This window comes from Nocardioides eburneiflavus (assembly GCF_004785795.1).
GTDB classification, from domain to species: domain Bacteria; phylum Actinomycetota; class Actinomycetes; order Propionibacteriales; family Nocardioidaceae; genus Nocardioides; species Nocardioides eburneiflavus.
The window spans coordinates 291,223-309,536 of the sequence record NZ_SRRO01000001.1 but is presented as its reverse complement, the minus strand read 5'-3'; the positions used below and the strand labels follow the sequence as shown (position 1 = coordinate 309,536).

The following is an 18,314-nucleotide window of genomic DNA, read 5'->3' as shown; positions in this document are numbered from 1 at the left end:
GCAGCGGGCACGGGGCTAGGCTGGTCCCACACGACAGGGGAGCACGCGCAGGCGTGCTGAGAGTGCGGACCAGCCGCAGACCCTCCGAACCTGATCCGGTTAGCACCGGCGCAAGGGAGTCCACATGAAGCACGTACGCGCACGCGCTGCCCTCCTCGCCACGGCGAGCCTGCTGCTGAGCAGCTGCAGCCTCGCCGGCGAGGGCGAGGGGCCGACCGCCACCGAGCCCTCGACCTCGACGGCGACTCCCGGGGAACCGGGGGAGGCAGGGGAGCCCGGCGGCACCGTCGTCCTCGCCACCCACGAGTCGTTCAACCTGCCCAAGAAGCTGGTGCGGTCGTTCGAGGACGAGACCGGCTACCGGCTCGAGGTCCGCGCGGCCGGCGACGCCGGCACGCTGGCCACCAAGCTCAGCCTCACCGCCGACAACCCGATCGCCGACGCGGCCTTCGGCATCGACAACACCTTCGCCTCGCGGCCGCTGGGCGAGGGCGCGTTCGCCGAGGTCGACACGACCGCGACCCCGCCGGAGGAGTACGCCCTGGCCGAGGGTGGCGACCGCCTCGTCCCGATCGACTCCGCCAGCGTCTGCGTCAACGTCGACACCGACTGGTTCGAGGCGGAGGGCATCACGCCCCCGGAGACGCTCGACGACCTCACCGACCCGGCGTACGCCGACCTGATGGTCACGCCCGGAGCGTCGACCAGCAGCCCCGGCATGGCGTTCTTCCTCGCCACCGTCGCGGCCCACGGCGACGACTGGCAGGACTACTGGACCGACCTGCTGGCCAACGGCGTCAAGGCCGTCGACGGGTGGGAGGACGCCTACTACGGCGACTTCACCGCCGGCTCCGAGCAGGGCACCCGCCCGATCGTGGTGTCGTACGACTCCTCCCCGGCCTTCACCGTCAGCGGAGGGCGCACCACCACCGCCGCCCTGCTCGACACCTGCTTCCGCCAGGTCGAGTATGCCGGCGTGCTCGCGGGTGCCGACAACCCCGAGGGCGCCGCGGCGCTGGTCGACTGGATGCTGACCGACGAGGTGCAGAGCGCGCTGCCGGACGCGATGTACGTCTTCCCGGTCATGCCGGGCGCGACCGTCCCCGACGACTGGGCCGAGTTCGCCCCGCAGCCCACCGACCCGTTCGAGGTCTCACCGGAGGAGATCGCCGCCAACCGCGAGCAGTGGCTGACCGAGTGGACCGACGTCATCTCGCGATGAGGCGGGTCCTCGCCCTCCTCGCGCTGGCCGCCGCGCCGGTGCTGGTGCTCGGGGTGCTCTTCGTCCTGCCGGTGACCGGCATGGTCGCCGAGGGGTTCGTCGTGGACGGCCGGTTCGCGCCGGGAGCGGTGCTCGACGTCCTCGCCCGGCCGCGCGTGCACCGGGTCGCGTGGTTCACCGTGTGGACCTCCGGCACCGCGACCCTGCTCGCCGTCGTGCTCGGCCTGCCCGCGGCGTACGCCCTGCACCGGCTGGCGCTGCCCGGCCGCGCCGCGGTGCGGGCCGCGCTGCTCGTGCCGTTCGTGCTGCCGACCGTCGTCGTGGGCGTCGCGTTCCGCCAGCTGCTGGGCGAGGGCGGCCCGCTCGGGTTCCTCGGCCTCGACGGCACCCCGGTCGCGATCGTCGCCGGGCTGGTGTTCTTCAACGTCGCCGTGGTCGTCCGCACCGTGGGCGTCGCGTGGGAGTCGCTCGACCCGCGCCCCGGGCAGGCGGCCGCTGCGCTGGGGGCGTCCCCGTGGCAGGTGCTGCGGACCGTCACCCTGCCGGCGCTGCGCCCCGCGATCGTCGGCGCCGCCAGCATCGTCTTCCTCTTCTGCGCGACGGCCTTCGGCGTCGTGCTCACCCTCGGCGGGGTCCGCTACGCGACCGTCGAGACCGAGATCTACCTGTTGACCACGACGATCTTCGACCTCCAGGCGGCAGCCGCCCTGTCGGTGCTGCAGATCGTCGTGGTCGTCGTCCTGCTGGCGCTCGCCGCGCGGCTGCGCGCGACCCCCGACCCGACGGCCCAGCGCACGGTGTCGCCGGTACGGGCCGTACGCCGCTCCGACGCACCCGTCGTCGTCGCCACGCTGCTGGTGCTCGGCGCGATGCTGCTGCCGATCCTGACGCTGGTGGTCGGCTCGCTCGCGGTCGGGGACGGCTGGGGCCTCGACAACTACCGCGCGCTCACGACCGTGGGCGACAACCAGGCGCTGCTGGTCCCGGTGACCGCCGCGCTGGCGACCAGCCTGCGCACCGCCGTCGACGCCACCTGGATGGCGCTGCTGGTGGGCGTCGTGGTGTCGGTGATCGTCACGCGGCGCTCGCACTCGGTCGCCGAGCGGCGGGTGCGCTCGACCCTCGACGGCTTCTTCATGCTGCCGCTCGGGGTCAGCGCGGTCACCCTCGGCTTCGGCTTCCTCATCACCCTCGACCGGCCGCCGCTCGACCTGCGCGACTCGCCCCTGCTGGTGCCGATGGCGCAGGCGCTCGTCGCGCTGCCGCTCGTCGTGCGCACCCTCGCCCCGGTGCTCGGCGGGATCGACGACCGTCAGCGGCAGGCCGCGGCCTCGCTCGGGGCGTCCGCGGGGCGCACCCTGCTCACCGTCGACCTGCCGGTCGTGTGGAAGCCGATGCTCGCCGCCAGCGGTTTCGCGTTCGCCGCCTCGCTGGGGGAGTTCGGTGCGACGTCCTTCCTCGCCCGCGACACCAGCCCGACGCTGCCCGTCGTGATCTTCCGGCTGATCGGTCACCCCGGCGAGATGAACTACGGCATGGCGCTCGCTGCGTCCGTCGTCCTCGCGGCCGCCACCGCCGTGGTGATGCTGGCCGTCGAGCGGCTGCGCGTGCCGGGTGTGGGAGCGTTCTAGGGCCATGCTCGAGCTCACCGACGTCACCGTGCGCTACGGCGACACCGCCGCCGTCGACGAGGTGTCCCTCGTCCTCGACCCCGGTCAGGTGCTCGCCGTCCTCGGACCCTCCGGCTGCGGCAAGTCCACCCTGCTGCGCGCCGTGGCCGGGCTCGAGCCGCTCACGGCGGGCTCGGTCGCGTGGGCCGGCGCCGACCTCGCCGGCGTGCCGACCCACAAGCGCGGCTTCGCACTGATGTTCCAGGACGGCCAGCTCTTCGCCCACCTCACCGTCGCCCGCAACGTGGCGTACGCCCTGCGGCTGCGGCGTACACCCTCGGCGCGGGTCGCGGCCCGGGTGCGCGAGCTGCTCGAGCTGGTCGGGCTCACCGGCTACGACGACCGGCTGCCCGGCACCCTCTCCGGCGGCGAGCGGCAGCGGGTCGCGCTGGCCCGGGCGCTCGCCGTGGAGCCGCGGCTGATCCTGCTCGACGAGCCGCTGTCGGCCCTCGACGCCACGCTGCGTGAGCGGCTGGCCGGCGACCTGCGCTCGATCCTGCACGCGGCGGGGACGACGGCGCTGCTGGTGACCCACGACCACGAGGAGGCGTTCGCGCTCGCCGACCGGCTCGCGGTGATGCGTGGCGGGCGCGTGGTCCAGCAGGGGGCGATCGACGAGGTCTGGCGCGAGCCGGTCGACGAGGAGACCGCCCTGTTCCTGGGCTATGCCCGCGTGGTGCGCGGGGACGCCGCAGCGCGGGTGCTGTCGGCCGCCGACCTGCCGCCGGCGTACGCCGTGGCGCTGCGCCGCTCCGCCCTGGTGGTCGACCCGGCCGGTGGGCTCCGCGCGGTCGTGGAGTCGGCGCGGGTGACGCCCGAGGTGGTCCGGCTGGTGGTGGAGGCCGACGGCGTCGGCGCGGTCGACGCCGTGGCGCCGCTGGGCAGTCGCGTGTCGCCCGGCGACGAGGTCGCGCTGCGGGTCGACGTGACGAGGCTCGCGGTCCTGTCGATCGCGGCCGGGGGTTGACCCGTCCCTACACTGACGTCCGTGTACAGACCGGCCTATGCCCTGCTCGTGGGAGTCGCTGCGGTCATGGGTGTGCTGGCGCTGGCCGCGTCGTTCACCCTCGACCGACCGCTCGTGGACCCCGAAGGGTTCCTGGGGCCCTCCTGGCTCAGGCTGCCGCTGCTGGTGCTCGGCGCGTTCCTGCTCGACCTGCTGCCGCGGACGCTGTGGTACTCGCGGATGAAGCCTGCGCTGATGCCCGACATCGCGCGCGAGCGGATCCGCACCCATTGGGACCGCGAGCGGATCATCCTGGTGGTCCTCGGGCTGGTCTCCTTCTACATCACCTACGTCTGCTACCGGAACCTCAAGTCCTTCCTGCCCTTCATCATGGGCGAGGACAAGTACGACCGTGAGCTGCACCTGATCGACCGGGCGCTGATGTTCGGCCACGAGCCGGCCACGATCCTGCACACGATCTTCGGCACCGGGTTCTCCGCGCACATCCTCTCCACGATCTACCTGTGGTTCCTGCCGCTCGTGCCGCTCGCCCTCGCCGCGTGGCTGGTGTGGTCGCGCAACATCACCTTCGGCTACTGGTTCGCCACCTCGCAGTGCCTGGCCTGGTCGATCGGCACCGCGTCCTACTACGCGCTGCCGACCCTCGGCCCCGGCTTCAACTACAGCTACCTCTACACCGACCTCCCCGAGACCGGGTCGAGCGCACTGATGGACGCCCTCTCCTACGGCCGGGACGGCGTGCTGCGCAAGGGAGCCGAGGGGGCGGTGCAGTCCGTCGCCGGCTTCGCGTCGCTGCACGTCGCGATCACCCTGCTCGTCGCGCTGATGGTGCAGTACACCCTGCGCAACCGGATCCTCCACATCGTCTTCTGGGCCAACTTCGCGATCACCGTGGTGGCGACCCTCTACTTCGGCTGGCACTACATCGCCGACGACCTCGCCGGTGTCGTGATCGCCCTGTTCTCCTTCTGGCTCGGCGGGCTCGCGAGCGGGCAGAAGTTCGACAGACACGGATTGTCCTCGCACCCGACCTCGACGACGCGTCAGGTGCCGGTCGACGCCGACTGAGGCTGCCCGGGGCCCCTGCCGGGCCCCTTCTCGGCAACCACCGGGTACCCGGTGGTTCCTCGGGTTATCACCCGTTGCAACGGTCGGAAAGCTCAGAGACCACCGGTCAACCGGTGATTGCCGGCACGGAAACGGGAACTACAATCGTGTAGTTTGCAAGCCGACACGCCGCATGAAGGTGAAAAAGTTGGGGAAAGTGTTCCCAGTGTGACGAAAGTTCACTAACGTGCCTCGCGTTGCCCGTGCGAAGGGGAAGTCGCGCGGGCCCGAGACCACCAAGGGGAACCCCCGTGCCCTCCGCACCGCGACCGCAGCCCGCGCCCCGGCGTTCGACCGCGCGCTGGGCTGGCGCCGTCGTCCTGGTCGCGGGACTGGCCGTCGGGGGCGGCCACGGCGCGTATGCGGACGACCCGGTGCCCAGCGAGGGCGACGTCGCTGCGGCGCAGGAGCGGGCGGCCGAGAAGGGCCGCGACGTGGCGGCCGTCCAGGCCGACCTGATCCGCGCCAACCTCGCGCTGACCGCCGCCGGCGACCTGGCCGCCCAGGCCGCCGAGGCGTGGAACGGTGCCCGGTGGCGGGCAGACGAGGCGCGCCGGGACGCCGAGGCGGCCGAAGCGGCCGCGGAGGCCGCCCGGGAGGACGTCGAGCGGCAGCGCGAGCTCTACGCAGCGACGGTCGTCCAGTCCTACGAGGACGGCACCCAGTTGCAGGGGCTCTCCGCGATCGTCGAGGCCGACGGCATCGAGTCGCTGATCGACCGCACGGTCACGATGGGCAACACCTCCGACGCGCTCGACCAGCAGTACGACTCCTTCATCGCCTCCTCCGCCGTCGCCGAGGTGACGGCGTCCACGGCCGCGCAGGCCTCCGAACGGGCCGTCGCGGCAGAGGCCGACGCCGAGGCGGCTCGCGACGCCGCGGCAGCCGCGGAGGCCGCAGCCGGCGTCCAGGCCGAGGCGATCTCCTCCACCAAGGCCGACCTGATCGCCGAGCTCGCCGAGCTCGAGGGCATCAGCATCCGGCTCGCGGAGAAGCGGCAGGCCGCGCTCGAGCAGGCGGCGGCCGAGGCAGCCGCAGCAGCAGCGCAGGCCGAGGCCGAGGCAGCGGCCCAAGAACTGGCGGAGCAGGCCCAGCAGGAGGAGGCCGAGCAGGAGCAGGCCGAGCAGGAGGCGCAGGAGCAGGCCGAGCAGGAGCAGCAGTCGACCCCGACCCCCACGCCCACGCCGACCGCAACACCCACGCCCACCCCGACCCCCACCCCCACGCCCACCCCCACGCCAACCCCGACGCCGACGCCCACCCCCACGCCCACCCCGACGCCGACGCCCACCCCCACGCCCACCCCGGTCCCGCCGCCGGCCTCGACCGGCGCATCCGCGGCGACCGCGTTCGCGGCCTCGCAGATCGGGGAGCCGTACAAGTGGGGCGCTGCGGGACCGGACGCCTGGGACTGCTCGGGCCTGACGTCGGTGGCGTGGGCGCAGGGCGGCAAGTCGCTGCCGCACTACTCCGTCGCGCAGTACACCCAGTCGACGAAGATCAGCGCCGGCCAGCTCGCGCGCGGGGACCTGGTGTTCTGGGGCTCGTCGAGCAGCCCGAGCTCGATCTACCACGTCGCGATCTACGTCGGCGACGGCCAGATCATCCACGCGCCGCGTACGGGCCGCCCGGTCACCCAGGAGTCGATGTACTACTGGCGGGCGCCGAACTTCTTCGCCCGCCCCTGAACCCTGCCGGTGCGCCGGACCGCGCCTCAGCGCACCTTCCGCGCGAACCGGGCGGCCAGCTCCCCGGGGTCCATCGCGCCGTCGAGGACCAGGCGCGTCGGCCACGCCGAGGTGTCGATGCCCGAGAGCTCCTCGAAGAGAGCGAGGTCCTTGGCGTAGACCTCGGCCACCCGGGCCAGGTCGTCGGCGGTCGGCGCGGTGCCGGGCACCTGCTGGGCGCCGGCGTGCCAGTTCTTCAGCGGCGGCACGTGCTCGAAGCGCGGCAGGTCGAGGAAGTCGGTGGTGCGGTGGACTGTGGCCCCGAAGTCGCCCAGCATGGAACGCAGCTCCAGCAGCAGCCACTGTCGCCGGTCGAAGAGCTCGAAGCCGCGCTGGAGCTGCTCGCCGTAGAACCCGCGGGCCAGGCCCGTCATGTGGCGCCACCGCATCGTGCGTACGCCGTCGGGCACCTCGTCGGGCAGGGAGGTGTGCGGCCACTCGGTGAGGAAGTCGGGCCAGTCCGGCCACGCGAGGTTGCGCGAGCGGAGCATCACCCAGTGCGAGAACAGCCGCTCCAGCGGGTCGCGGAAGACTGCGATGAGCGGCATGTCCGGCTTGTAGGCGCGCATCCGCTCGAGGGCGTGCGGCCAGTAGAGATAGGTGGGGGAGGCGTCGCCGAGCAGCCGGTGGACCCGGGCGCGGCGGGGCGCGGTGTAGTCGCGCTCGTGGTCGGGCGCCGACCAGTCGACGGTCTCGTCGTCGAAGTAGTGACGCTCCTTGTCGGGCGCCTGGCACACCAGCTGGTGCTGGTTGAGCGTGACCGCGAGCGTCGACGTGCCGCCCTTCTGCACGCCGACGACCGCGAAGTTGTAGGCCATCGACCCGAGCCCGTCGCCCGGAGGGGTGGCATCTGACACGTTCATCGCGGTGAACCTACCGCCCCCACTACCGTGACAGGTATGGCCACCGACCAGGTCCCGCCCACCTCCTCCGATCCGCTCGACGAGATGCCCACCGTGGAGCCGGAGGCTGCCACGGCCCACATCGATGACAGCGACGTCCCCGCCGACAAGGGCTACCGGCAGCCCGAGGTCGACGTCGACGCCCTCCGGACGCTGCTCGACGGCCGCTACCGCGAGGTCCGCGACCTCGTCCGGGCCAACCTCGCCGAGCACGCGCAGATCCTCGTCGACGAGGAGCAGATGACCACCGCCGACTTCCGCGAACGCGTCAAGGACGTCGTGGTGATGATGGCCGGGACCGGGCAGACCGGCATGGGCTTCCCGGAGGCGTACGGCGGCGGGGGCGACATCGGCGCCTCGGTCGCGGCCTTCGGGACCCTCGCCTTCGGCGACCTCTCGGTGCTGGTGAAGGTCGGCGTCCAGTTCGGCCTGTTCGGCGGCGCGATCCTCCAGCTCGGCACGAAGCACCACCACGACGCCCACCTCGCCGACCTCGTCGCCGGCCGCACGATGGGCTGCTTCGCGATGACCGAGAGCGGGCACGGCTCCAACGTCCAGGCCCTCGGCACGGTGGCGACGTACGACGCCGCGGCGCAGGAGTTCGTGATCACCACCCCCGACGAGCCGAGCCGCAAGGACTACATCGGCAACGCCGCCGCCCACGCCGAGCTCGCGGTGGTCTTCGCCCAGCTCGAGGTCGACGGCGAGGGCCACGGCGTGCACGCCTTCGTCGTCCCGATCCGCGAGGACGGGCGGGTCCTCGACGGCGTACGCATCGAGGACTGCGGTCCCAAGATGGGCCTCAACGGCGTCGACAACGGCCGGCTGTGGTTCGACGGCGTACGCGTGCCGCGCTCCGCGCTGCTCAACCAGTTCGCCGAGGTCACCCCCGAGGGTCGCTACCTCTCGCCGATCGACAACCCCAACAAGCGCTTCTTCACCATGCTCGGCACGCTCGTCCAGGGCCGCGTCTGCGTCGGCGGCGCCGGCATCAACGCGGCCAAGGTCGCGCTCACCATCGCGACGCGCTACGCCGTGCGCCGCCGCCAGTTCGAGGCGGTCTCGCCCGACGAGGAGCAGGTGCTCCTCGACTACGGCATGCACCAGCGCCGGCTGCTGCCGCTGGTCGCGCGGACCTACGCCCTCCACTTCGCCCAGGAGGTGGTCGCCGGGCAGCTGCACGACGTGTTCTCCGGCCCCGGCGCAGGCGAGGAGGGCAGCGACGAGCACGCGCGGCGGGTGCTGGAGTCGCGCGCCGCCGGCACCAAGGCCCTCGGCACCTGGCACGCCACCCGCACCATCCAGGAGTGCCGCGAGGCGTGCGGCGGCGCGGGCTACCTCAGCGAGAACCGCTTCGCCGCCCTCAAGGCCGACACCGACGTGTTCACCACGTTCGAGGGCGACAACCACGTCCTGCTCCAGCTCGTCGCCAAGGGCCTGCTCACCGACTACGCCGGCGAGTTCGAGGACATGGACCAGCTCGGCATGGCCCGCTTCGTCGCGGGTCTCGCGGTCGAGACCGTCGTCGAGCGCACCGCGGTGCACAAGCTCGTCCAGTCCGTACGCGACCTGCTGCCCGGCGGCGACCGCTGGGACCAGGAGGCCGGGCTGCTCGACCCCAACTACCAGCTCGCGATGCTGCGCTTCCGCGAGGAGCACATGATCGGCGGCGTCGCGAGGCGCCTCAAGCGCGGCATCGACCAGGGGATGAACCCCGGCGCCGTCTTCTCGCGCGTCCAGGACCACGTCATCGCAGCGGCTCGCGCGCACACAGAGCGGCTGGTGCTGGAGGCGTTCGTGCTCAAGGCCGCGGAGCTGCCCGACGGCGACCTCAAGGTCGCGCTCAACCTGCTCTGCGACCTGCACGCGCTGACCACCATCGAGGCCGACCGCGCCTGGTACATGGAGCACGGGCGTCTCTCCAGCACCCGGTCCAAGGCGATCAGCCGCGAGATCAACGCGCTGTGCCGCAAGGTCCGGCCGCTCGCCGTCGACCTCGTCGACGCCTTCGGGGTGCCCGAGGAGATGCTGCGCAGCGCCGAGCTGCTGGGCTGGCCGATCGGCTCGGACGACTGACGTGCGGCTCCCGGGCTTCGGCGGCTGGCACGAGGACCCGCTGTGGTCCTACATCTACCCCTGGCTCGTCGAGCACCCCGAGGTCGGCCGCCACGTGTGGCGGATCGGCACCGGCAGCGACCTGCGCCTCGTCGACCGGGCCGCCGCCGAGCTCGGCACGCTCCCGCCGGGCGCGCGGGTGCTCGACGTCCCGAGCGGGTCCGGCGTGGCCCTGCGCGGGCTGCGGCCAGGCCAGGACGTGAGCGTCGTCGCCGCCGACATCTCGCCCACCATGCTGGGCCGCACCCGTGCCACGGCGGCACGGCGCGGGGTCGCCGACCAGGTGTCGCCCGTGGTGGCCGACGTCGGCGAGCTGCCCTTCGCTGACGGCGCCTTCGACCTCGTCGCGTCCTTCACCGGACTGCACTGCTTCCCCGACCCGCGCGCAGCGATCGAGGAGATGGTGCGCGTCCTCGCCCCGGGCGGCGTGCTCACCGGCAGCTCGATCTTCACCGACACCGGCGCGCGCTTCGAGCCGTTGCGCCGGGCCGGCGCCCGCGCCGGCATCCTCGGCCCCATGTGCTCGTCGGGCGAGGCGATCCGGTGGATGCGAGCGGCCGGGTGCGACACGGTGGACCTCCAGCTGCACGGGGCGCTGGGCTACTTCCGGGCCGTACGTCCGGGGACGGGCGGGACGACATGACCTTCGGCGGAGCACCGACGAGGTGGGAGCCGTCCGGCGAGAGCCGCGGCGTCGCGCTGGTCGCGCCCGGCCGGGCGTACTCGCCCTCCGCGCCGCTCCTCGAGTTCACCCGCCGCGCCCTGCTGCAGCACGGGTTCACCGTCCAGCAGATCTGGTGGGACACGACCACCCGCCGTGACGACGACCCCGAGCAGTGGGTACGCCGGCACGTGGCGGACGCGCACGCCGCCGAGGACGCGGACCGGGTGCTGCTCGTCGGCAAGTCGCTCGGCACCCGCGCCGCGTCGTACGCCGCCGAGCGCGGGCTCGACGCGATCTGGCTGACCCCGCTCCTCGTCGACCCCGTCGTCGCCGAGGGCATCGCCGCCAACCCCGGGACGCAGCTCCTCGTGGGCGGCCCGGCGGACGAGCTGTGGGACGCCGCCGTCGCCCGCGAGCTGGCCGATGCCGGCTGCACGGTCCTCGAGGTGGCCGACGCCGACCACAGCATGGCAGTGCCGAGCGACGCCGTCCGCACCGTCGGGATCCACCTCGAGGTGGCGCAGGCCGTCGAGGACTGGTTGTCACAGGCCTGAGGCGGTCGGTGTCTCCATGTCATCGACCCGAGAGATGGAGATGACATGCCCAGCAACTTCCGCATCCCGAAGGCCAGCCTCGACGGCGCGTACGGCGCGATCATGACCCGCGTCGCGCGGCGCAGGTGGGGCCAGGTCCCCGACAACGCCTACGTCCTGTGGCACAACAAGCCCGTCCTGAAGGCAGTCTTCGGCTTCGAGCAGAAGGTGGCGCGATGGACCGCGCTCGACCCGCACCTCAAGGCGTACGCCGAGATGGCCGCCGCCGGCGCGATCGGCTGCTCGTGGTGCCTGGACTTCGGCTACTTCCTCGCCCACGCCAAGGGACTCGACGAGGCCAAGGTGCGCGAGGTCCCGCGCTGGCGGGAGTCGGACGCCTTCACCGACCTCGAGCGCGACGTGATGGCGTACGCCGAGGCGATGACCGCGACGCCGCCCGAGGTCACCGACGAGATGGTCGCCGCCCTCGACAGGCAGCTCGGCCACGCCGCCGTCGTGGAGCTGACCATGATGGTCGCCGTGGAGAACGAGCGCTCGCGCTTCAACGCGGCCATGGGGCTGGCCTCGCAGGGCTACAGCGACGTGTGCGAGCTGCCGCTCGCGCCGGCTGGGACGATCACGACGTGACGCCGACGCAGACCCGCCTGATCGAGCACTGGACGACGCACCGCAACCTGCTCTTCACCGTCGCCTACGAGATGCTCGGCTCCGCCGCCGACGCCGAGGACGTGCTCCAGGAGGTCTGGCTGAGGTGGGCCGACGTGCTCGTCGACGAGGTGCGCGACCCGCGCGCCTACCTCGTCCGCATGACCACCCGGCTCTCGCTCAACCGGTTGCGCACGCTGGCGCGGCGTCGCGAGGACTACGTCGGCACCTGGCTCCCCGAGCCCGTGCTCACCGCGCCCGACGTGGCGCTCGACGTCGAGCTGGCCGACAGCGTCTCCACGGCGATGCTGCTCGTGCTGGAGACGCTGCCGCCGGTCGAGCGGGCCGTCTTCGTGCTGCGCGAGGTCTTCGACGTGCCGTACGCCGAGATCGCCGAGGCGGTCGAGAAGAACGAGCCCGCCGTACGGCAGGTCGCCAGCCGCGCGCGTACGCACGTGGCCGAGCGCCGCCCGCGGACGTCGGTCAGCGCGGCCGAGCGGGACGCGGTGATCGAGAAGTTCCGCGCCGCCACCGCGGGCGGCGACCTCCAGTCGCTGATGGACGTGCTGGCACCCGACGTCGTGCTGATGACCGACGGCGGCGGCAAGGTGCAGGCCGCGCTCAACCCCATCTTCGGACGCGACAAGGTCTTCCGGTTCCTCATCGCGGTCACCCCCGAGGCACTCGAGCTGGTGCCCGTGTGGCTCAACGGCTCGCCGGCGATCCAGTTCGTCGTCGCCGGCCGGCCCGACGGCGTCGGCACCATGCTCGTGGAGGACGGCGTCGTGACGCGGCTGTACCTCGTCCGCAACCCCGACAAGCTCGGCCGGGTCGTCGACGAGGTGCCGCTGGCGAGGTGACTGCGTGGCTCCCCGGGTCCCGGCCCCGCCCCCGGCCCCGGCCCCGGGCCGGACTCGAGCGGACAGATGTCCGCTCGACACAGGGAATACCGTGCGTCCAGCGTCCATGTCGGTCGACAAGTCCAGCACGGCGTCCGCCGGCCCGTCGTACGTGCTCGTTCGCGTTGGGCGAACCCGGATCGGGTATGGGCCCGGAGGAGCCGCGCGTTGGACGGGACATGACGCAGAACCTCTCCCTACCCACCTCGCTGCCGGTGGTGTTCCTCCGCGACACGGTCGTGCTGCCCGGCATGGTCGTGCCCATCGAGCTCGACGACTCCGCACGCGCGGCCATCGATGCCGCCCGCCTCGCGCACGACTCCGCGCCCGACGGCGAGCCGACCCGGGTGCTGGTCGCCCCGCGCCTCGAGGACCGTTATGCCACCCACGGCGTCGTCGCCGTGGTGGACAAGGTCGGCCGGTTCGCCGGTGGCAGGCCGGCCGTCGTGCTCCGTGCCGAGCTCCGCGTCGCCATCGGCGCCGGCGTGACCGGACCCGGCGCCGCCCTGTGGGTGGAGGCCGAGGCCGTCCCCGAGACGCCCCTCACCGACGAGCTGCGCGCCCTGGCCGAGGAGTACCGCTCGCTCGTCGTCTCGATCCTGGAGCGCCGGGAGGCGTGGCAGGTGATCGAGACCGTACGACAGGTCCGCGACGCCGACGCGCTCGCCGACATGTCCGGCTACGCGCCGTACCTCTCCGACGACCAGAAGCGCCAGGTGCTCGAGACCCCCGACGTGGGCGAGCGGCTGCGACTGCTCGTCGAGTGGACCCGGGCCTACGACGCCGAGGACGAGGTCAACGACAAGATCGGCCAGGACGTCCGTGAGGGCCTGGAGAAGAACCAGCGCGAGTTCCTGCTCCGCCAACAGCTCGCGGCCATCCGCAAGGAGCTCGGAGAAGGCGAGCCCGAGGGTGCCGACGACTACCGCGGCCGCATCGAGGCCGCCGACGTCCCGGACGCCGTGCGCGAGGCTCTGCTGCGCGAGGTCGACAAGCTGGAGCGCTCCAGCGACCAGAGCCCCGAGACCGCCTGGATCCGGACGTGGCTCGACACCGTGCTCGAGCTGCCGTGGAACGTCACGACCGAGGACTCGACCGACGTGGTCGCGGCCCGAGCCGTGCTCGACGCCGACCACCACGGCCTCGACGAGGTCAAGGACCGCATCACCGAGTACCTCGCGGTGCGGGCCCGTCGCGCCGAGCGCGGCATGGAGGTCGTCGGCGGCCGCGGCTCCGGCGCCGTGGTCCTGCTCGCCGGGCCTCCGGGTGTCGGCAAGACCTCGCTCGGCGAGTCCGTGGCCCGGGCCCTCGGCCGTACGTTCGTCCGCGTCGCCCTCGGCGGCGTGCGCGACGAGGCAGAGATCCGCGGTCACCGACGGACGTACGTCGGTGCCCTGCCCGGACGGATCGTGCGTGCGGTCAAGGAGGCCGGGTCGATGAACCCGGTCGTCCTCCTGGACGAGGTGGACAAGGTCGGCGCCGACTACCGGGGGGACCCGGCGGCCGCACTGCTCGAGGTGCTCGACCCGGCGCAGAACCACACCTTCCGCGACCACTACCTCGAGCTCGACCTCGACCTGTCCGACGTGCTCTTCATCGCGACCGCCAACGTGGTCGAGCAGATCCCCTCGGCCCTGCTGGACCGCATGGAGCTGGTCACCATCGACGGCTACACCGAGGACGACAAGGTCGCCATCGCGCGGGACTTCCTCGTGCCGCGGCAGCTGGAGCGCGCAGCGATGACCGCCGACGAGGTCACCATCTCAGACGCCGCGCTCGGCGAGATCGCTGCCAACCACACCCGCGAGGCCGGCGTACGCCAGCTCGAGCGGCTGCTGGCCAAGGCGTTCCGCAAGGCGGCGACGCGGCTCGCCACCGGCGAGGTCGAGCGGGTCGACATCGACGTGGAAGGCCTGGTCGACCTCGTGGGGCGCCCGCGTTTCACCCCCGACAGCCACGAGCGCACCGACGTGCCGGGTGTCGCCACCGGCCTGGCCGTGACCGGCCTCGGCGGCGACGTGCTCTACGTCGAGACGTCCGTGGCGGAGGGCCAGGCAGGACTCACCGTCACCGGCCAGCTCGGCGACGTGATGAAGGAGTCGGCGTCCATCGCGCTGTCCTGGGTGCGTGCGCACGCCGTCGAGCTCGGGATCGAGCCGGCGGTGTTCGAGAGGTCGATCCACGTGCACTTCCCGGCCGGCGCGGTCCCGAAGGACGGCCCGTCCGCGGGCGTCACGATGGTGACGGCGCTGGTGTCGCTGCTGACCGGACGCCCGGTGCGCTCGGACGTCGGCATGACCGGCGAGGTGTCGCTCGCGGGTCGGGTGCTGCCCATCGGCGGGCTGAAGCAGAAGCTGCTGGCCGCCCAGCGCGCCGGTCTGACGACCGTGTTCGTGCCCGAGCGCAACCGCCCGGACCTCGACGACGTGCCCGCCGAGCTGCTGGCAGAGCTCGACGTACGCCCCGTCGGACGGGTCACCGAGATCCTCGCCGAGGCACTGGAGCCGGACGCTGCGACGCTCGACGCGACGGTCAGCGCCGCCTGACCGCGGCGCGGGCGCCGCTCAGGCGTCCTCGCCCAGGCTCTCGTCGGCGATGTTGTCGAGGTCGTTGCCGTGGCCCTCGGTCTTGAAGCGCTCGAAGGACGCCTGCACCTCGAGCTCGGCCTCGGTGCGGCCGACCCAGTCGGCACCCTCGACGGACTTGCCGGGCTCCAGGTCCTTGTAGACCTCGAAGAAGTGCTGGATCTCAAGCCGGTCGTACTTGGAGACGTGGTTGATGTCGCGCAGGTGCTCCAGGCGCGGGTCGTGCGCGGGCACGCAGAGCACCTTGTCGTCGCCGCCGGCCTCGTCGGTCATGCGGAACATGCCGATCGCGCGGCACTCGATGAGGCAGCCCGGGAAGGTCGGCGACTGGAGGATGACGAGGGCGTCGAGCGGGTCGCCGTCCTGGCCGAGGGTGTTCTCGATGAAGCCGTAGTCGGCCGGGTAGGCGGTCGAGGTGAAGAGCATGCGGTCCAGGCGGATGCGCCCGGTCTCGTGGTCGACCTCGTACTTGTTGCGCTCACCCTTGGGGATCTCCACCAGCACGTCGAACGTCAGCACGTCTTCCTCCACTCTCCGGCACACCGTCGGGCCGTCGCCAAGTCAAAGCTCGCCACGTCCGGCGATGGCCCGACGCGTTGTCCTCGGGGCAGTGTCGCGCACAATGACCCCGATGCGCGAAGCGAGAGGGTCGAGAGTCCGGCGACGTGAGGTACGCCACTCCGGCGGGACCGCACGCCACTGGCTGTCGGTGTGGCTGCCGACGCTCCTGGTCCTCGCGCTGCTGGCTGCCGGGGTGGGCGCCCACCGGTTCGAGTGGGGCCCGCGCTACCTGCCGTGGCTGGCCGCCGACCCGGTGACCGAGCCCGAGCAGGTGCTCGCGCCCGCCGGGCTCGACCTGCCGGAGTGGTCGCCGCCCTCGGTGGACGATGCTCCTCCCGGCATCGACGCCGGCATCGACGCCGGCACCGATGCCGGCGCCGTCCCCGGACCCGCGCTCGACCCCGACCGGGTCGCCGCGGCGCTGTCCGCCGACCTCGCCGCCCCCGACCTCGGTCGCCACGTCGTCGCCGAGGTCGCGCCCCTCGCGCCCGGGTCGCCCGGCTGGACCTCGGGCGACGGCCGCTACCTGCCGGCCTCGACCACCAAGCTGCTCACCCTCGGCGCCGCGCTAGAGGCGCTGGGCCCCGACCACACCTTCACCACGCGGGTGGTGCGCGGGGAGCGCCCGCGCGAGGTGGTGCTCGTCGGCGGTGGGGACCCGCTCCTGGCCAGCAGGCCGCTCACGCTCGCCGAGGGCGAGTCCACCTACCCGGCCCGCGCCGACGTGACGACCCTGGCCCTCGAGGCCGCCGAGGCGCTCGGGGGAAGCGGTCGTGTCCGCGTCCGCTTCGACGACAGCCTCTTCACCGGACCGAGCGACAACCCGGCCTGGCGCCGCGACTACGTACCCGACGACATCGTCAGCCCGATCACCGCGCTGATGGTCGACGGGGGCGACGAGCCCGACAGCGACCGCAAGCACGACGAGCCGTCCCTGGCCGCGGCCCGGGTCTTCGCCGACGCCCTGCGCGCCGCCGGCCTCGAGGTGGCCGGCGAGCCACGGCGCGTGATCGCCCCGGCGGCCGCCGAGGAGCTCGCCTCGGCCGCGAGCGCACCGCTCTCGCAGGTCGCCGAGCGGATCCTCGACGTCAGTGACAACGAGGGCTCCGAGGTCGTCGCGCACCAGGTCGGGCTCGCCACCGCCGGCAGCGGATCGTTCGAGGCCGGCGCGGCCGGCGTGCTCGAGACCCTCGCCGGCCTCGGCATCGACGTCGCCGGCGACGAGGTGCACGACGGCTCGGGCCTGTCGCGGCGCAACCGGGTCGCCACCTCCACCCTCATCGGGCTGCTCCAGCACGCCGCCGGACCCGGTGGCGAGGACATGCGGAGCCTGCTCACCGGGATGCCGGTGGCCGGCTTCACCGGTTCGCTCACCTACCGCTTCACCGAGGGACCTCCCGTCGCACGCGGGCTGGTGCGCGCCAAGACCGGCACCCTGACCGGCGTGCACGCCCTCGCCGGGATCGCCGTGGACCGGGACGGGGTGCCGATGGCCTTCGTCCTCGGCGCCGACAAGTCGCCGCCCGACGCGCGCTACGACGCGCAGGAGGCCCTCGACCGCGCCGCCGCCGCCCTCGCCGCGTGCCGCTGCTCGACGCCCACCGTTGGTTGAGGAGGTCGCGCAGCGACCGTCTCGAAACCCCGCCGGTGATCGTGCCCCGGCTACTGTCGCCGTATGAACCTCGTCGACTGGGACTTCGCCGTCACCGTGGGATCCCGGATCGCTGGGCCCGGGCCCGACGTCTCGCCCGACGAGGCCGCTGCGGCGGTCGTCGAGCTCCGCGAGGGTGCCGAGCGCTCCACCCCGCTCGTGCGCGACTTCACCGGCCTCCACACCGAGACGGGGACCGCGCCGGTGCTCGTCGTGGACCGTACGGGCTGGCTGCGGGCCAACGCCGACGGGTTCGCCACGATCCTCAGCCCGGTCGTCGACAAGCTCGTCGAGAAGAAGGGCCCGCCGTCCGCGTTCGCCGAGGCCTTCGGCTCGCGGGTCACGGGCGCCGAGGTCGGGCTCATGCTCGGCTTCCTCAGCAGCAAGGTCCTCGGGCAGTTCGACCCGTTCCACGACCCGCACGGACGGCTGCTCCTCGTGGCCCCCAACATCGTCCACGTCGAGCGCGAGATCAGCGCCGACCCGACGGACTTCCGGCTGTGGGTGTGCCTGCACGAGGAGACCCATCGCGTGCAGTTCACCGCGAACCCGTGGCTCGGTCCTCACCTCCTCGCCCAGATGCACGCCGTCGCCGACACCATCGAGCCGAGCGCGCTCCTCGACGGCCTGCGCCGCGGGGTCGAGGCGCTCCGCGGCGGCAACGGCAGTGTGCTCGACCTCGTCTCGACGCCCGAGCAGAAGGAGATCCTCGACCGGGTCACCGGGGTCATGTCGCTGCTCGAGGGCCATGCCGACGTGGTGATGGACGGGGTCGGCCCCACGGTCATCCCGTCGGTCGCGGAGATCCGCACCAAGTTCAACCAGCGGCGCAAGGGCGCGGGCTCCCTCGACAGGCTCGTGCGCCGGCTGCTCGGCCTCGACGCCAAGATGGCGCAGTACCGCGACGGCGCGGTCTTCGTGCGCCACGTCGTCGACAAGGTCGGCATGGACGACTTCAACGCCGTCTGGAGCGGCCCCGAGGCCCTGCCGTCCAAGGCCGAGATCAGCGACCCCGACGCCTGGGTCGCCCGGGTGCTGTGACGAC

15 protein-coding genes and 1 riboswitch are annotated in these 18,314 nt (G+C 72.8%); of the genes, 13 read left to right on the top strand and 2 right to left on the bottom strand.

Features of this window, described 5'->3' with window-relative positions; all coding sequences use genetic code 11:
- Positions 1–25: 25 nt before the first annotated feature.
- Positions 26–135, top strand: a riboswitch (TPP riboswitch).
- The 5 genes from EXE59_RS01490 to EXE59_RS01470 all read left to right on the top strand — a co-directional run bounded on the left by EXE59_RS01490 (position 125) and on the right by EXE59_RS01470 (position 6,654).
- Positions 125–1,222 (top strand): thiamine ABC transporter substrate-binding protein, encoded by a 1,098-nt coding sequence (locus EXE59_RS01490; protein ID WP_135837312.1) that lies wholly within the window; start codon positions 125–127, stop codon positions 1,220–1,222. Its footprint overlaps the riboswitch before it by 11 nt.
- On the top strand, positions 1,219–2,853 hold the full coding sequence (locus EXE59_RS01485; RefSeq protein ID WP_135837311.1) for an ABC transporter permease: 1,635 nt from the start codon (positions 1,219–1,221) through the stop codon (positions 2,851–2,853). The genes EXE59_RS01490 and EXE59_RS01485 overlap by 4 nt, the downstream gene beginning before the upstream one ends.
- Positions 2,854–2,857: 4 nt before the next feature.
- Positions 2,858–3,859: an ABC transporter ATP-binding protein gene (locus EXE59_RS01480; RefSeq protein ID WP_135837310.1), complete on the top strand. Its 1,002-nt coding sequence runs from the start codon at positions 2,858–2,860 to the stop codon at positions 3,857–3,859.
- Between the two features lie 21 nt (positions 3,860–3,880).
- On the top strand, positions 3,881–4,927 hold the full coding sequence (locus EXE59_RS01475; protein WP_246056429.1) for a phosphatase PAP2 family protein: 1,047 nt from the start codon (positions 3,881–3,883) through the stop codon (positions 4,925–4,927).
- A gap of 290 nt (positions 4,928–5,217) precedes the next feature.
- Positions 5,218–6,654 carry a C40 family peptidase gene (locus tag EXE59_RS01470; protein WP_135837309.1) on the top strand — a complete coding sequence of 479 codons (1,437 nt, stop codon included), beginning with the start codon at positions 5,218–5,220 and terminating at the stop codon, positions 6,652–6,654.
- A gap of 26 nt (positions 6,655–6,680) precedes the next feature.
- Here the strand turns inward: EXE59_RS01470 and EXE59_RS01465 are convergent, their stop codons facing one another.
- A complete protein-coding gene (locus EXE59_RS01465) occupies positions 6,681–7,556 on the bottom strand; it encodes a sulfotransferase domain-containing protein (RefSeq protein ID WP_135837308.1) in 876 nt (291 codons plus the stop codon).
- A 36-nt stretch (positions 7,557–7,592) separates the two neighbouring features.
- Here EXE59_RS01465 and EXE59_RS01460 point away from each other — a divergent pair, with 36 nt between their 5' ends.
- From EXE59_RS01460 to lon, 6 genes are all read left to right on the top strand, one after another.
- On the top strand, positions 7,593–9,671 hold the full coding sequence (locus EXE59_RS01460) for an acyl-CoA dehydrogenase family protein (RefSeq protein WP_246056428.1): 2,079 nt from the start codon (positions 7,593–7,595) through the stop codon (positions 9,669–9,671).
- Between the two features lies 1 nt (position 9,672).
- Positions 9,673–10,353, top strand: coding sequence for a class I SAM-dependent methyltransferase (locus EXE59_RS01455; protein ID WP_135837307.1), 681 nt, complete (start codon positions 9,673–9,675; stop codon positions 10,351–10,353).
- Entirely contained in the window at positions 10,350–10,928 is a 579-nt protein-coding gene (locus EXE59_RS01450; protein WP_135837306.1) for an alpha/beta fold hydrolase, read from the top strand. Before EXE59_RS01455 ends, EXE59_RS01450 begins: the two co-directional genes overlap by 4 nt.
- A gap of 45 nt (positions 10,929–10,973) precedes the next feature.
- Positions 10,974–11,555 (top strand): carboxymuconolactone decarboxylase family protein, encoded by a 582-nt coding sequence (locus EXE59_RS01445; RefSeq protein WP_135837305.1) that lies wholly within the window; start codon positions 10,974–10,976, stop codon positions 11,553–11,555.
- Positions 11,552–12,433, top strand: coding sequence for an RNA polymerase sigma-70 factor (locus tag EXE59_RS01440; protein ID WP_281280280.1), 882 nt, complete (start codon positions 11,552–11,554; stop codon positions 12,431–12,433). The genes EXE59_RS01445 and EXE59_RS01440 overlap by 4 nt, the downstream gene beginning before the upstream one ends.
- A gap of 218 nt (positions 12,434–12,651) precedes the next feature.
- A complete protein-coding gene (gene lon / locus EXE59_RS01435; protein ID WP_135837304.1) occupies positions 12,652–15,018 on the top strand; it encodes an endopeptidase La in 2,367 nt (788 codons plus the stop codon).
- Between the two features lie 18 nt (positions 15,019–15,036).
- Here lon and EXE59_RS01430 read toward each other — a convergent pair whose 3' ends face one another.
- Positions 15,037–15,573 carry an inorganic diphosphatase gene (locus EXE59_RS01430; RefSeq protein ID WP_135841046.1) on the bottom strand — a complete coding sequence of 179 codons (537 nt, stop codon included), beginning with the start codon at positions 15,571–15,573 and terminating at the stop codon, positions 15,037–15,039.
- Between the two features lie 115 nt (positions 15,574–15,688).
- On the opposite strand from EXE59_RS01430, the gene dacB reads away from it, so the two are divergent.
- Both dacB and EXE59_RS01420 read left to right on the top strand, forming a co-directional pair.
- Positions 15,689–17,230, top strand: a complete 1,542-nt coding sequence (gene dacB, locus EXE59_RS01425; protein ID WP_135837303.1) for a D-alanyl-D-alanine carboxypeptidase/D-alanyl-D-alanine endopeptidase — start codon at positions 15,689–15,691, stop codon at positions 17,228–17,230.
- A gap of 63 nt (positions 17,231–17,293) precedes the next feature.
- The gene (locus EXE59_RS01420) at positions 17,294–18,310 is read left to right on the top strand and encodes a zinc-dependent metalloprotease (RefSeq protein ID WP_135837302.1); all 1,017 of its coding nucleotides are present in this window, start codon (positions 17,294–17,296) and stop codon (positions 18,308–18,310) included.
- Positions 18,311–18,314 lie beyond the last annotated feature (4 nt).

Coding starts and splice junctions, on each gene's coding strand:
- EXE59_RS01490 (WP_135837312.1), top strand. CDS start 125: ATGAAGCACGTACGCGCACGCGCTGCCCTCCTCGCCACGGCGAGCCTG.
- EXE59_RS01480 (WP_135837310.1), top strand. CDS start 2,858: ATGCTCGAGCTCACCGACGTCACCGTGCGCTACGGCGACACCGCCGCC.
- EXE59_RS01485 (WP_135837311.1), top strand. CDS start 1,219: ATGAGGCGGGTCCTCGCCCTCCTCGCGCTGGCCGCCGCGCCGGTGCTG.
- EXE59_RS01460 (WP_246056428.1), top strand. CDS start 7,593: ATGGCCACCGACCAGGTCCCGCCCACCTCCTCCGATCCGCTCGACGAG.
- EXE59_RS01420 (WP_135837302.1), top strand. CDS start 17,294: ATGAACCTCGTCGACTGGGACTTCGCCGTCACCGTGGGATCCCGGATC.
- EXE59_RS01445 (WP_135837305.1), top strand. CDS start 10,974: ATGCCCAGCAACTTCCGCATCCCGAAGGCCAGCCTCGACGGCGCGTAC.
- dacB (WP_135837303.1), top strand. CDS start 15,689: ATGCGCGAAGCGAGAGGGTCGAGAGTCCGGCGACGTGAGGTACGCCAC.
- lon (WP_135837304.1), top strand. CDS start 12,652: ATGACGCAGAACCTCTCCCTACCCACCTCGCTGCCGGTGGTGTTCCTC.
- EXE59_RS01465 (WP_135837308.1), bottom strand. CDS start 7,556: ATGAACGTGTCAGATGCCACCCCTCCGGGCGACGGGCTCGGGTCGATG.
- EXE59_RS01450 (WP_135837306.1), top strand. CDS start 10,350: ATGACCTTCGGCGGAGCACCGACGAGGTGGGAGCCGTCCGGCGAGAGC.